General features: G+C 72.2%; 12 protein-coding genes. 4 read left to right on the top strand and 8 right to left on the bottom strand.

The window, feature by feature from the left end; all coding sequences use genetic code 11:
* Positions 1-201: 201 nt before the first annotated feature.
* The 4 genes from ACX28W_RS29310 to ACX28W_RS29295 form a co-directional block, all read right to left on the bottom strand.
* On the bottom strand, positions 202-1,629 hold the full coding sequence (locus ACX28W_RS29310; protein WP_459002705.1) for an Nramp family divalent metal transporter: 1,428 nt from the start codon (positions 1,627-1,629) through the stop codon (positions 202-204).
* Between the two features lie 87 nt (positions 1,630-1,716).
* Positions 1,717-2,670, bottom strand: a complete 954-nt coding sequence (locus ACX28W_RS29305) for a phosphoglycerate dehydrogenase (protein WP_459002704.1) — start codon at positions 2,668-2,670, stop codon at positions 1,717-1,719.
* On the bottom strand, positions 2,670-3,455 hold the full coding sequence (locus ACX28W_RS29300; RefSeq protein ID WP_459002702.1) for an HpcH/HpaI aldolase family protein: 786 nt from the start codon (positions 3,453-3,455) through the stop codon (positions 2,670-2,672). The genes ACX28W_RS29305 and ACX28W_RS29300 overlap by 1 nt, the downstream gene beginning before the upstream one ends.
* A gap of 31 nt (positions 3,456-3,486) precedes the next feature.
* Complete coding sequence (locus ACX28W_RS29295) at positions 3,487-4,479, bottom strand: aldo/keto reductase (RefSeq protein WP_459002700.1); 993 nt, start codon at positions 4,477-4,479, stop codon at positions 3,487-3,489.
* A 365-nt stretch (positions 4,480-4,844) separates the two neighbouring features.
* Between ACX28W_RS29295 and ACX28W_RS29290 the strand changes: the two genes are divergently transcribed.
* Genes ACX28W_RS29290 through ACX28W_RS29280 form a run of 3 tightly spaced genes read left to right on the top strand, consistent with a single transcriptional unit; the run spans position 4,845 to position 7,981 of the window.
* A complete protein-coding gene (locus ACX28W_RS29290; protein WP_459002698.1) occupies positions 4,845-6,095 on the top strand; it encodes a four-carbon acid sugar kinase family protein in 1,251 nt (416 codons plus the stop codon).
* Positions 6,096-6,133: 38 nt separating this feature from the next.
* A complete protein-coding gene (gene pdxA, locus ACX28W_RS29285) occupies positions 6,134-7,147 on the top strand; it encodes a 4-hydroxythreonine-4-phosphate dehydrogenase PdxA (RefSeq protein WP_459002697.1) in 1,014 nt (337 codons plus the stop codon).
* A gap of 51 nt (positions 7,148-7,198) precedes the next feature.
* Positions 7,199-7,981 (top strand): DeoR/GlpR family DNA-binding transcription regulator, encoded by a 783-nt coding sequence (locus ACX28W_RS29280; RefSeq protein WP_459002695.1) that lies wholly within the window; start codon positions 7,199-7,201, stop codon positions 7,979-7,981.
* 204 nt (positions 7,982-8,185) lie between these two features.
* Here the strand turns inward: ACX28W_RS29280 and ACX28W_RS29275 are convergent, their stop codons facing one another.
* From ACX28W_RS29275 to ACX28W_RS29265, 3 genes are read right to left on the bottom strand one after another with little or no spacing between them, the layout of a single operon-like run.
* Positions 8,186-9,046 carry an ABC transporter permease gene (locus ACX28W_RS29275; protein ID WP_459002693.1) on the bottom strand — a complete coding sequence of 287 codons (861 nt, stop codon included), beginning with the start codon at positions 9,044-9,046 and terminating at the stop codon, positions 8,186-8,188.
* Positions 9,006-9,923 (bottom strand): ATP-binding cassette domain-containing protein, encoded by a 918-nt coding sequence (locus ACX28W_RS29270; protein ID WP_459002691.1) that lies wholly within the window; start codon positions 9,921-9,923, stop codon positions 9,006-9,008. Before ACX28W_RS29270 ends, ACX28W_RS29275 begins: the two co-directional genes overlap by 41 nt.
* Positions 9,920-10,375: a MarR family winged helix-turn-helix transcriptional regulator gene (locus ACX28W_RS29265; protein WP_459002689.1), complete on the bottom strand. Its 456-nt coding sequence runs from the start codon at positions 10,373-10,375 to the stop codon at positions 9,920-9,922. The genes ACX28W_RS29270 and ACX28W_RS29265 overlap by 4 nt, the downstream gene beginning before the upstream one ends.
* Positions 10,376-10,691: 316 nt before the next feature.
* On the opposite strand from ACX28W_RS29265, the gene ACX28W_RS29260 reads away from it, so the two are divergent.
* Positions 10,692-11,585, top strand: coding sequence for a Gfo/Idh/MocA family protein (locus ACX28W_RS29260; RefSeq protein WP_459002687.1), 894 nt, complete (start codon positions 10,692-10,694; stop codon positions 11,583-11,585).
* Positions 11,586-11,617: 32 nt separating this feature from the next.
* Here the strand turns inward: ACX28W_RS29260 and ACX28W_RS29255 are convergent, their stop codons facing one another.
* Positions 11,618-12,970: an MFS transporter gene (locus ACX28W_RS29255; protein WP_459002685.1), complete on the bottom strand. Its 1,353-nt coding sequence runs from the start codon at positions 12,968-12,970 to the stop codon at positions 11,618-11,620.
* Between the last annotated feature and the right edge of the window lie 159 nt (positions 12,971-13,129).

The raw sequence follows: 13,129 nt of genomic DNA, 5'->3' as shown, positions 1-13,129 counted from the left end.
TCCCCTGGGGGCTGCCGCCCCCAGACCCCCGCTTCGGCCTGAACGGCCTCGTCCTCAAACGCCGGACGGGCTGGGATGCCTGGCGGGGGTCCAGGGGGCGCAGCGCCCCTGGCGGGGTCTGGGGCGGAGCCCCAGAAGGATGGGACCGGTAGGGTCGGGCGGTCTGCGGTGTCGGGGCACCAGCACATCTCGCCGCCGGATTCAGCTGCCGGGCGTGAGCCCCAGCGTGTTGAGCACCGCATACACCCCGAGGAAGAGGATCGCCGCGCTGCTCAGGACGAGGGCGGCGGTCAGCCAGGGGTTGGCGCGGAAGCGGGGCGGGACGCCGGTGTAGCGCAGGCGCCAGACCGCGACCACGACCGCAAGCAGGAAGATGCCACCACCGATGCCGCCGATCTGCACCATCAGGACCGGGGACTGGACCCACAGGAAGATGCACATCCACACCGGGGGCAGGCAGCAGGTGAGGATGCGGATGGTGCGCGTGCGCGAGCGCATGTCGTGCCAGTTGATCACTCCGAGCAGACCGAGGGTGTTGGTCCACAAGCGGGGGACGCTGGCCGACGAGGCGACGGTGACCGAGAAGAGGACGGCGATCGCGCCGGCCAGGAACAGGTACTCGGCCCATGGGCCGATGGTGTCGGTGTAGCTGTGCGACAGCGTGGTGATCATGTCGTTGCCCTCGGGCACCAGGCCCTGCGGGTGGAGCACCGAGGCACCGATCACGTAGAAGGACAGGGTGCAGACCGTGCACACGATCCAGGAGACGCCGACATCGAGCCGCATGACCTTGAGCCAGCCCTCGGCCCGCCGGGCGCGCTGCTCGGTGCCGTCGTCGGGGCCGGTCCAGCGGGCGTAGCCCTTCTCCAGGCACCAGTACGTGTACGTCGTCATCTCGTCGGCGCCGACGCCGGTGATGCCGAACATGGCGAGTGCGATGCCGACCGTGCCCGCGGGGATCTGGAAGCTCAGTCCGTCGGCGAGCTGCTCGGTGCCGTACCCGAAGGCGGTGAACGGCAGGGCGAGGGCCAGGCCGAAGGTGATGACCGTCTTGAGCGTGATGCCGACGACCTCGACCCGCTCGACGACGTGGTACTTGCCCGTCTGGAGGATGAGGATGGCGGCACCGGTGACGATGAGGGCCCAGATCGTCAGCGAGGACGTGCTCAGCGACGCGCCGTGGATCGGCAGGAGGATGGAGCATGCCGCCGCGGTGCCGCCGATGATGCCACCGCGCTGAAACATCTTGGCGAAGTCCATGCCGATCCAGAGCCAGTTGATCCAGCTCAGCCGGCCGATCCGGGGGCCGACGTCACGGAAGCCGTCGAGCGCGGGGCGGCCGTTGAGGATGGTCCAGCGGGCCAGCTCCATCTGCACCCACACCTTGACCGCGGTCGAGATGATCACCAGCCACAGCAGCGCGAACCCGGCCTTCGCGCCGAGCGAGGTGGTGGTGATCAGTTCCCCGGAGCCGACGACGGCAGCGGACAGCACGAGCCCGGGGCCGAGCTGGCTCAGTCGGCCGCGGAAGGTCTCGGGGGCCGGGCGGGCGTCTTCGGCGCGCAGCGCGTACGGGTCGGTCTGCGCGGGTGGCGGCGCCGCCGTGGCGCCGTCGGTCGTGGTGGCCATGTCAGGTCCTTAGGGGATCTTCCGGCGTCGTCGCCGGTATCCGGAATGGGAACAGAGTCGTGCCGTGGTGCCTTGTGCCGTGATGTCTCAACGCGCCTGGTGGTGCGGCTCCTTGCCCGCCAGTACGCGGACGACGTCCTCGGCCACCATCGCGCCCATGGCCTGGTTGGCCTCGGGCGTGCAGGCGGCCATGTGGGAGGTGAGGAGCGTGCGGGGGGCCTCGCGCAACGGGTGGTCGGCGGGCAGCGGCTCGGTGCTGAACGCGTCGAGGGCCGCGGCCCCGAGGTGCCCGGAACCGAGCAGGTCGGCGAGCGCGCATTCGTCGACGAGGCCGCCGCGCGCGGCGTTGACCAGGATCGCGCCCGGCTTCATCGCCGCCAGGCGGGCGCGGTCGAGCAGCGGGGTGCCGGACGGATCGGGCGGGGTGTGCAGGCTGACGGCATCGGCGCGGGCCAACAGGGCGTCGAGCGCGGCCGGTTCGGCGCCGTGCGCGCGGACGTCAGCCTCGGAGACGTACGGGTCGTGGGCGAGCAGCTCCATCCCGAAGGCGCGGGCGTAACCGGCCAGCAGGCGGCCGATGCGGCCGAAGCCGACGATGCCCAGCGTCTTGCCGTGCAGTTCGGGGCCGAACAGCTTCGGCCAGCCGCCCGCCGCCACCGCGGTGTGCGAGGTGGTGAGGGAGCGGGTCGCGGACAGCAGCAGGCCGAAGGTGTACTCCGCCACCGCGCGCGAGTTGCTGCCCGGCGCGCACACCACCGGTATTGCGCGCGCGTGGGCGGCGGCCACGTCGATGGTGTCGACGCCGACGCCGTGCTTGGCGATCACCTTGAGGCGGGGTGCGGCGTCCATCACCTCGGCGGTGATCGGGTCCATGCCGACGATCAACGCGTCCGCTTCGGCCGCGTATTCGAGGAGTTCGGCGGTGGGCAGCGCCACGTCCTCGCAGGGGCGCAGGGGACCCGCTCCGGCCTCCTCCAGGATCTGCCAGGGGCGTACCGAATGCCGGGCAAAGGTGGGCGTCGTGATGAGCGTGGTCGGCATCAGCGCGCCCCGCCGCGTGCCGCCTCCAGGTGGGACGTCGCGATCTGCTGCAGGTGCACGACGTCGGCCGCGACCGACGCGAACGTGAAGCCCTCGGCGAGGCGACGGGCGGCGCTCGCGCCGTCGGCGTTGTGGATGCCGGCCGCGATGCCCGCCGCCTCGGCCGCCTTGCGGACGCGGGTGAGGGCCTGCTCGAAATCGTCCTGTACGGAAGGGTCGGTGGAGGTTGCGCCGCCGATGGCAAGGCGCAGGTCGGACGGGCCGACGTAGACGCCGTCCAGGCCGGGGGTCGCGCAGATCTCCTCGACGTTGGCCAGGCCGTCAGCCGTCTCGATCATCGCGAGGACGGCGGTCTGTTCGTGCGTGTCGGCCGGGTTCGGGCCGATGCGCAGCTGGGCGCGCATCGGGCCGTAGGAGCGGCGGCCCAGCGGCGGGTAGCGGACGGCGGCGACGGCGTCGGCGGCGTCCTGGGCGTTGTCGATCAGCGGGACGATCACGGCGCTCGCGCCCGCGTCGAGCGCCTTGCCGATGTAGGTGAGGTCGTTGGCCTCTACGCGCACCATGCCGACGGCGGTGCTGCCCTTGGTGTCGGTGGCGAGGAGGTTGTTCAGCATGCCCTGGTAGCCGAAGAGGCCGTGCTGGGCGTCGAAGGCCAGGTAGTCGTAGCCGACGCGGGCGAGGCGCTCGGCGGCGATCGGCGAGTCGAGCAACGACCAGTAGCCGATGAGCTGCTCGCGATGGCGCAGTGCGGCGGTGAACTGGGCAGAAGTGCGGCCGGTGGCCATGTGTGTCTCCGTTGCGAGGTGGGCGGCGAGATCAGCGGTTGTAGGCGGGCATCGGGCCGCGCAGGCGGGCGCCGACCTCGTCGCAGGCGGCCAGGACGTCCGCGGGCAGCGGGCCCGCGGCCGCGGCGGCGATGTTGGCCTTCAGGTGCTCGACCTTGGAGCCGCCGAGCAGCAGCGCGTCGGTGGAGGGCCGCGACAGCAGCCAGCGCAGGGCCAGGTCGGTCAGCGGCAGGCCCGCGTCGGAGGCGATGCGGGTGAGGTCGGTGACGGCGCGGAACAGATCCTCGTTCCAGTACCGCTCGCGGTACATCGCGGCCAGCTTGGAGTCGCCGAAGCGCCCGTTGTCCGGGGCCTGTTCGAAGCTGTGGCGGCCGGTGAGCAGGCCGCCGCCGAGCGGGTTGTAGACCATCGTGCGCAGGCCGGTGGTGGTGGCGGCGTACGCCGCGTACCCCACGTATTCCTCCTCGATGCGGCGAGCGAGGAGATTGTGGAGCTGCTGGGCGACGACGGGGTGGGGGGCGTCGACCTCGTCGGCCGCGCGGTTCAGCTCGGCGATCTGCCAGGCGGCGAAGTTGGAGACGCCGAGGGCGAGGACCTTGCCTGCCTGTACGAACTCGGCGACGGTCGCGAGGGTTTCGGTGAGCGGTGTCCTGCGGTCCGGCTGGTGCAGGTAGAAGAGGTCGACGTGGTCGGTGCCCAGGCGCTTGAGGCTCCCGTCGAGCGCGGCGCGCAGGCCCTCGGCGGAGAGCGGCGCGTGCTCGCCCTGGTCGGGGTGCGGGATGCCGGCTTTGGTGGCGAGAACCACCTGGTCGCGGCGGCCGGGGAGCAGCTCGGCGAGGATGCGCTCGCTCTCGCCGCCCGCGTAGCCGTTGGCGGTGTCCACGCCGGTGATGCCCGCATCGAGCGCGGCGTCCACCATCGCGGCGGCCGTCGCGCGGTCGGCGGTGTCACCGAAGGTCATCGTGCCGAGGACGAGACGGGACAACGGGACGGGGACGTGCGGGAGTTCAAGGCCGGCGGTCACGGCGGGTTCCTTCCGAGGCGGGTGGTGCGGGTGGTACGGGTGGTGCGGTCTCGTGCTCGTACGCATCTCATGCGTGATGTGCGCATCGCGGGTGGTGCCGTGCGGCTACGCGGCCTCGACCGGTCGCTGCGGTGGTTCCCGGCGATGCGCTGCGCTGCGGCCAAGTGCGGTGCGATGTGCTGTGTAAGCAGGTACGCGTCGCGTCCACGAGGGCGACGCGGTCCGCGGGTGACGGCCGTCGGCGCCACGGGAACGCTCGCACGACTGCGTAGATCACGCAAGAGGTCTCGCGCACTTCACGCAACTTGTGTCATGATCCGACCCGGGCCGCCCACCGCCGGGCACGCCCAAGGAGGTTCGATCCCGTGGCTTCCCTGCCCCTGCCCCCACTTCCCACCGTCGCGCCGCCCGTACTGCCGTACGTCGTCGCGCTCGCGGACGACCTGTCCGGCGCGGCCGAGACCGCCTGCGCGCTCGGCGGCCTGGTCCGTCTCTCGCTCAACGCCGCTGACGTGGCCGAGATCGCTGCCGCGCACGACCTCGTCGTGGACCTGGACACTCGTCATCTGCCGCCCGCCGAAGCGGCATACGCCGTGCGGACGGCGCTGCGTGCGGCGCAGGCCGGCCCACCTCGCCTGCTGTACAAGAAGGTCGACTCACAGCTGCGCGGCCCCCTCGCCGCGGAGGCCGCCGCCTACGCCGAGGGGGCCAAGGCCGTCGTCATCGCCCCCGCGCTGCCCGCTGCCCGGCGCACCGTGACCGGCGGCGTAGTGCACGTGAACGGCGTTCCGCTGCACCGCACGGACGGCTGGCGAGCGGAACGCGCGTCCGCGCCCCGCTCGCTGCCCGAGGCACTGTCCGCTCTGCCGGTCCGTACGGTCCCCCTCGACGTCGTACGGTCCGAACCCGCCGCACTGGAGGCGGAGTTCCTGCGGATCGCCGCGTCCGGTGCGCACCCTGCTCCGGACGCCGAGGCCGACGCCGACCTGGACGCGGTGGTCGCGGCGGCGCTGCGGCTCGGCCCCGGATTCCGGCTCCTGGGCAGCGGTGGTCTGGCGGGCGCGCTCGGGCGCGCGCTGCTGCGTCCCGCTGCCGCCACACCCCCGCCCCCGCCCGCGCCCGCCCAGGACTGCACCCCGTTGCTCTTCGTCGTGGGGACCGCCGAGCCCGGCGCGGTTGCGCAGATCGCGCACCTCACCGCGCTCGGCGCGCACCATGTGCCGCTGGATCCGGTTGACTTGGCGGCGGGCACGATCCGCCTGCCGCGTACCGCCGCCGCTTCTGCCCTGACCGTGTTGTCCATCGACGGTTCGGCAGGCCCGCGCCCCGGCGCGGGGCGGGCCCTGAGCACCGCCCTGGGGGCGCTCGCCGCCGCGTACCCGGGCCGCCCCGACCTCGTCCTGACCGGCGGCGAGACCGCCCGCACCACCCTGGACGCCCTGGGCATGAGGGAGTTGGAACCGCTCGGTGAGATCCACCACGGCGCCGTCCACTCCCGCACCCCCGACGGCCGCCACGTCGTCACCCGCCCCGGCAGCCACGGCGCCGAGGACTCGCTGCTGCGCATCGCTGTCGCGCTACGGCCCCGCCTGGCTGCCGCCACGGCAGCCACCTGAACCCGTCACCGTCCACCTCCCGCCTAGGAGTTGTTCTCATGCGCACCCCCCTCCCCCTCATCGCCGTCACCATGGGCGACGGTGCCGGCATCGGCCCCGAGGTCGTCGTCGCGGCCCTGCTCGATGACGCCGTCCTGACCCGCTGCCGCCCCGTCGCCATCGGCGACGCGCAGCGGCTGCGCGAGGCCGCCCGCATCCTCGGCCTGGACTGCGAGATCGCCGTCGTCGACCACCCGCGCGACGCCGAGTTCACACCCGGCCGCGTCAACGTGGTCGACCTCGGCCTGCTCCCCGCCGACCTGCCCTGGGGCAAGCTGTCGCCGGTCGCGGGCGACGCCGCGTACGCGTACATCAAGCGTGCCGCCGAACTCGCCGTGGCAGGCGAGGTGCACGCCATCTGCACCGCACCTCTCAACAAGGAGGCACTGCACGCCGCGGGCCACATCTACCCCGGCCACACCGAACTCCTCGCCCACCTGACCGGGACCGAGGAGGTCTCGATGATGCTCTCCACCGAGAAGGTGAAGGTCATCCACGTCACCACGCACATCGGCCTGATCGACGCCGTCAACCGCATCGAGCCGGGCCTCGTCGAGCGCACAGTGCGCCGCGGCCACGAGGCGATGGTCCGCGCCGGCACCCCGAACCCCGTCATCGGTGTCTGCGGCATCAACCCGCACGCGGGCGAGAACGGCCTGTTCGGCTACGGCGAGGAAGCCGAGAAGATCGTCCCGGCCCTGGAGAAGCTGCACGCCGAAGGCGTCGACGCCCGGGGTCCGCTCCCCGCCGACACCGCCTTCTTCCTCGCCTCACGCGGCGACTACGACCTGATCGTGGCGATGTACCACGACCAGGGCCACGGCCCGGTCAAGGTCCTGGGCATCGAGGCGGGCGTCAACCTCACCGTGGGCCTGCCCGTCATCCGCACCTCCGTCGACCACGGCACCGCGTTCGACATCGCCGGAACGGGCGTCGCTGAGGCCGGTAGCATGGTCGAGGCGCTGCGCCAGGCGGCCGAGATGGCTACGGCGCCGGTCGCCCCGGTGGCCTGAACCACCGTCCCCTGCACCGCCGTTACTACCGCACCGTAGAGGACTCCGTAGATGCCGCCGACCACCTCCCAGGCACGACGCGACCGCATCGTCCACCTCGCCACCACCACCGGCCTCGCCAGCGTCGAGGAACTCTCGCAGCTCTTCGACGTCACCCCCTCGACCATCCGCCGCGACCTCGCCCGTCTCACCGCGGAGGGCCGCCTCGCGCGCACGTACGGCGGCGCGATGGCGCTGTCCGCGCACCCCGAGGCATCGCTGCGGCAGCGCACGGGCGAGGCGTACGAGCAGAAGCGGGCCATCGCGCAGTGGGCGGCGCGGCAGGTCGAGCCGGGCGAGACGCTGCTCCTCGACGCCGGCTCGACGGTGGGTGCGCTGGCCCACGAGCTGCGCGGCGCAAAGGAGTTGACGATCGCGACGACGGGCCTGACCGCCTTGCACGCCCTGGCGGACGCGGAGGGCGTGCACGTCGAGTGCCTCGGTGGCACGCTCCGCCCGCTCAGCCAGGGCTTCGTCGGCCCGCTCACGGAGGCCGCGCTCGAGCGCATGTCCTTCGACCGGGTCTTCCTCGGCGCCGACGGCGTCACCGTCGACCGCGGCATCTGCGAGGCGGACCTGCGCCAGACCCGCCTCAAGGAGCTGATGTCACGCCGCGCCGACCGGGTCTACGTGCTGGCCCACGGCGCCAAGTTGGGGCGCACGCCGTTCCACGCGTGGGCGACGCTCAGGGAGGAGTGGACCCTGGTCACGGACGCATCGGCGCCCGACGCGCAGATCCGCGCCTTCGAGGCCCGCGGAGTGCGCGTGGAGATCGCCCCGTCCGCGGGGGCGTGACAAAACCCGACACGAGCCCGCCGGTACCTGGCGGGGGTCCAGGGGGCGCAGCGCCCCTGGCGGGGGTCCGGGGGCGGAGCCCCCAGGAATGGGACGGGTAGGGGCGGCGGGGGCGAGAAAACCCACCCCGCCCCGCACCCGGTCAGGGGGACGACGGCTTGCCTGCCGTGCCGATCCATGGGTGGAACAGCGTCCCCCTGAGGGTCAGCGGGCCAGGCGGCCGAGCAGTGCCGAGGCGGACATGATGCCGAGGGCCGCGGCCACCACGAGGACCGCGTAGTCGAGGGCAAGGTGGGCGGGCGTGCCGAGGAGGAGGCCGCGCAGCGCGTCCACCTGGTAGCTCAGGGGGTTGATCGTGCTGATGGCCTGGAGCCAGCCGGGCATGACCGCCACCGGATAGAGGGCGTTGGACCCGAAGAACAGCGGCATCGTGATGGCCTGTCCGATGCCCATCAGACGGTCCCGGCTGAGCACGATGCCCGCGATGGTCATCGAGAGGCAGGAGAAGAAGGCCGAGCCGAGGACGACGGCCACCGCGACGCCGAGCAGGCGCAGCGGGTTCCAGGTCATCGCCACGCCGAGCAGCGCGGCGATGACGACGACCACGACCGCCTGGATCAGCGCCTTCACCCCGGCGGCGAAGGCCTTGCCGGTGATCAGCGCCGAGCGCGGAGTCGGAGTGACGAGGAGCTTGGTGAGGATCCCGGCGTCCCGCTCCCAGATGATCTGGATGCCGTAGAAGATGGCGATGAACATCGCGGACTGGGCGATGATGCCGGGCGCCAGGTAGTCGATGTAGGGGATGCCGCCGGTGGGTATCGCTTTGATCCGGGTGAAGGTCTCGCCGAAGATCAGCAGCCAGAGGGCCGGCTGGACCGCTCGGGTGTACAACTCGGTGCGGTCGTGGCGGAGTTTCTGCAGTTCGACCGCGCACATCGCGCCGACCCGGGCGGGCAGCACCCGCCAGCCGGTGCGGGCCCGGGGCGGGACCACGAGCAGTTCGAGGCCCGCCGGGCGCAGGTGGTCAGCCGACACGGGACGCGGTGCGACGGGTGCTTCGGACATTGCTGAAGTCTCCTGACCGGTCGTCGAGGCCACTGCCGGCGATGTCGCGGAAGACGTCCTCCAGCGTGGGCAGTTCGCTGTTCTTCCCGGCGTCGCGCCGCTCGCCGAGGCTCGTCCGCAGCTCGTCGGGGGTGCCGAGGGCGCGGATGCGGCCGCGGTGCATCAGCGCGACCCGGTCGCAGTACTGGTCGGCCTCGTCCATGTAGTGGGTGGTCACGAGGACGGTCATGCCGGTGGCGGCGCGTACGGCGTCGATGTGTTCCCACACGCTCGTCCGGGCGATCGGGTCGAGGCCGATGGTCGGCTCGTCGAGGATCAGCAGCCGGGGCGCACTCACCAGTGCCTGGGCCAGTTCGAGGCGGCGGACCATGCCTCCGGAGTACGTCTTGGCCAGCCGGTCGGCCGCGTCCGACAGGTCGACCGCCGCGAGCGCCTGGTCGACGCGCGCCGCCCGCTCCCGACGCGAGACGTCGAAGACGCGGGCGAACAGGGCGACGTTCTCCCGGCCGGTGAGTCCGGAGTCGGCGGACAACTGCTGCGGTACGTAACCCAACAGGCGGCGTACCGCCATGCGTTCACGCGCGGCGTCGTGCCCGAAGACGCGGACCATGCCGGTCGGGACCGGCAGCAGCGTGGTGATGCAGCGGATCGCCGTGGTCTTGCCGGCGCCGTTGGGTCCGAGCAGTCCGAACACCTCGCCGTCGTGGACGGACAGTTCGAGCCCGTCGACCGCTGTCGTGTCGCCGAAGGCGTAGGCGAGCCCGGCGCAGATGACGGCGTCCGTCCCCGTACCCGTCGCGGCGGCGCCCGGCCCTTGGGCCGTCGCGCTCCCGCCCTGCCGGAGGCCGTCGCCCTCACCGGTCGTGTACCGCGTCATGTCTCCTCGGCCTCCTCGTGCAGATTCGCCGCCAGCTTGCGCAGGGCCGGAAGGGCCGCCTCCAAGGCAGCGCGGTCGGCCTCGTCGAGACGGGCGACCTGGCTGCGTACGAGTGCCGCGCGCCGCTGCTGCCAGTCGCGCAGCCGTGCGTCCGCCGCCGGCGTCGGCAGCAGCCGCGCGGCCCGCCGGTCCGACGGGTCCGTCTCACGGATCAGGTAGCCGTCCCGCGCCAGCTGGTTGACCAGCGTCGAGACGGAATTGCCCGCCAAGTAGAGATCCTTGGCGGCCTCCGACACACCGATGCCCGGGCGGGCCACGACCAGGCGCAGCAGGTCCACCTCGGCGCCGCGCAGGCTCGGGGCGGTCATGCCGCTGCGCAGCCGCCGCCGGATCAGTCGCTGCACTCCGGCCAAAGCGTCGGCCAGCGCCTCGGGAAAGCTCTCCGACTTCACGTTGCCGAGAATAGCTCTGAGTCAGAGGTATTCCGGGAAAGGGATGGTCAAGAGTGCGCATGGCTATGGCTTACGGCCCGATGCCACAGGTCAGCCCCGGCTCCGGTCAGTAGCCGCGGCGCACATCGGTACGGCCGGTCCTGCCGGATCCCGTGCGACACCTCCGCATAATCGCGTCCCGCACCGCCCCCCCCTGGCCGAGGCCGTAACCCTCGTGATGAAGTCTTCCCACCCGCCCGGCGATCCGCCGTCCTCCGCCGACCCTGTCGGTCACGGCATGTCCCAGCACGCCGGGCACCAGGCAAAGGAGACTTCAGTGACCGGCACCTCGCTTCCGTGGCCCCATGCACCGGTCAAGGTCGGGCTGGTCGGCGCCGGGCCGTGGGCGCGGGCCGTGCACGCGCGCGTGCTCGCCGCGGGGCCCGAGACGCAGTTGACCGCCGTCTGGGCGCGTCGCGCCGAAGCGGCCCGCGAGACGGCCACGCCCTACGGAGCCTCCACGGTCACACGTTTCGAGGAACTGCTCGATCGCTGCGAGGCGGTCGCGTTCGCCGTTCCGCCCGCGGTACAGGCGGAGCTCGCGCCCCGCGCCGCGAAGGCGGGCAAGGCCCTGCTCCTGGAGAAACCTCTCGGCGTGGACCTGGCGTCGGCGCGGCGGCTCGCCGACGCCATCGACGAAGCCGGAGTCGTGTCCCAGCTAGTCCTGACCAACCGCTACCACCCGGCCACTCGGCAGTTCCTGAGCGCGGCGCAGGGTCTCGAGATCGCCGGGGCGCGTTCCTGCCTGCTGCACGGCGCCTTCCTGGGCGGAGAGTTCGCCACCTCCTGGCGCCTCGAGCACGGCGCCCTGCTGGACCTGGGTCCCCATCTCCTGGATCTCCTGGACGCGGCCGTCGGGCCGATCGTCCGGGTCCGCGGCACCGGAGACCCCCGCCGCTGGATCGAGCTGACCTGTGAGCACGCCGGCGGTGCCGTCAGCCAGGCCTCGCTGTCCGGATCGGTCGGCGTCGAGGGCGGCAGCACGCGGATCGAACTCTTCGGTCCGCAGCCCACACTCGTGTACGACGCCTCCGAACTCGACCACGAGGAAAGCTGGCCGGTGCTGCGCCGGGACTTCGCCACGGCCGTACGCACGGGGGTCTCCGGACAACTCAACGCCCGCCGCGGGGTACACCTGCAGACGCTCATGGCCCAGGCCTTGGCGAGCTGACGCGCCTCCACGGCGCGAGCCGGCCGCCAAGGTCAGGCCGTGTAGCGCCGCAGGGTGGGGGTCGCGACGGCCAGGCCCAGCGTCGCGGCGATCACCAGCAGTCCGCCGCCCGCGACGGCCGTACGGGCACCCAAGGCGGAACCGGCCGTTCCGTGCAGGACGTCGGCCAGCCGCGGGCCGCCCGCGACCACCACGGTGAACACGCCCTGCATACGGCCGCGCATCTCGTCCGTGACGGCCGACAGCAGGATCGCGCCGCGGAAGACCATGGAGACCATGTCGGCGACTCCGGCTGCGGCGAGGAACGCCACGGCCAGCCACAGGCTGCCGCTCAGGCCGAACCCGGTGATGGCCGCTCCCCAAGCCATCACCGCGGCGATCACCATGAACCCGTGCCGACGCGCGCGGGAGAACGTGCCCGACATCAGCCCGCCGAGCACCGCGCCGATGGGAATCGCCGCGAACAGCAGGCCGAGCGCGAGGCCTTCGCCGTAGGGCGCGTACGTCTGGGCGGCGAGTTGCGGAAACAGTGCTCGGGGCATGCCGAGGACCATGGCGATGATGTCGGCGAGGAAGGACAGCAACAGCACCTTGTGCAGCGCGATGTAGCGGAAACCGGCGACGACCTCGCGCCATCCCGCCCGCTTCGCCGCCGATCCCGACAGTGGGGGCAGCGCGGGCAGCCGCGCCACCGCCCACACGGTGACGCACAGCGCCAGCGCGTCGATCATGTAGAGCTCGCCCAGACCGATGACGGGAATCAGGGCGCCGGCGAGCAATGGTCCGGCCACCAGGCCCGTCTGCATGACGGTCGAGCTGAGCGCGTTCGCCGCAGGCAGTTCGTCCTCGGGGACCAGTCGGGCGATGGAGGCGTTGCGGGCTGGGGCGTTCAGGCCGAAGAAGGCCTGTTGGAGGGCGAGCAGGGCCATCAGAACGAGCACGGAGTCCAGTCCCGTGACGGCCTGTATCCAGAAGAGCAGCGAGGTGACGGCTATGCCGGTGTTGGTGATCAGGAGCAGCTTACGCCGGTCCATGCTGTCGGCGACCGCGCCGCCCCACAGGGCGAAGACCACGAGCGGCAGCAGTCCGGCGAGGCTCGCGTAGCCGACCCAGGCGGAGGACCCGGTGATGTCGTAGATCTGCTTGGGTACGGCGACGGCGGTGAGCTGGCTTCCCACGGCCGTGACGATGGTCGAGGACCAGAGCCGACGGTATGCGGGGCGCCGCAGCGGGCGGGTGTCCATCGTCCAGCGGCGCCAGCCGCGCCGGTCGGGCGGCACCGGTCCCGCTGTCCCGCCGGTCCCGTCGTGCGGCGCCTGGCCGCTGTCCGTCCCGTCCGTACTGCTCTTGCTCGTGTCCACGACCGTCCTGGCTGCTCGATACATCTTTCGCTGTCAGGCTTCACTATCGCGGACGGCGATCAGCATCGCGGAAGGCGATCAGCATGGTGCTGTTGGTACGACCGCATCGCGGTGAATGCCCGCGGCCGTTAAGCTTTCGCGCTGAGTGAGGCCGAGTGGCGAGTACAACTGAACGCAAACCAC

The organism is Streptomyces sp. SD15, assembly GCF_054462255.1.
Note: the sequence above shows the minus strand (reverse complement) of the source record. Positions and strands in the feature narration are given on the sequence as shown.

Excerpts from the sequence above, each read along its gene's own strand:
- ACX28W_RS29310 (WP_459002705.1), bottom strand. The coding sequence starts at position 1,629 with ATGGCCACCACGACCGACGGCGCCACGGCGGCGCCGCCACCCGCGCAG.
- ACX28W_RS29305 (WP_459002704.1), bottom strand. The coding sequence starts at position 2,670 with ATGCCGACCACGCTCATCACGACGCCCACCTTTGCCCGGCATTCGGTA.
- ACX28W_RS29300 (WP_459002702.1), bottom strand. The coding sequence starts at position 3,455 with ATGGCCACCGGCCGCACTTCTGCCCAGTTCACCGCCGCACTGCGCCAT.
- pdxA (WP_459002697.1), top strand. The coding sequence starts at position 6,134 with ATGCGCACCCCCCTCCCCCTCATCGCCGTCACCATGGGCGACGGTGCC.
- ACX28W_RS29280 (WP_459002695.1), top strand. The coding sequence starts at position 7,199 with ATGCCGCCGACCACCTCCCAGGCACGACGCGACCGCATCGTCCACCTC.
- ACX28W_RS29275 (WP_459002693.1), bottom strand. The coding sequence starts at position 9,046 with ATGTCCGAAGCACCCGTCGCACCGCGTCCCGTGTCGGCTGACCACCTG.
- ACX28W_RS29270 (WP_459002691.1), bottom strand. The coding sequence starts at position 9,923 with ATGACGCGGTACACGACCGGTGAGGGCGACGGCCTCCGGCAGGGCGGG.
- ACX28W_RS29255 (WP_459002685.1), bottom strand. The coding sequence starts at position 12,970 with ATGTATCGAGCAGCCAGGACGGTCGTGGACACGAGCAAGAGCAGTACG.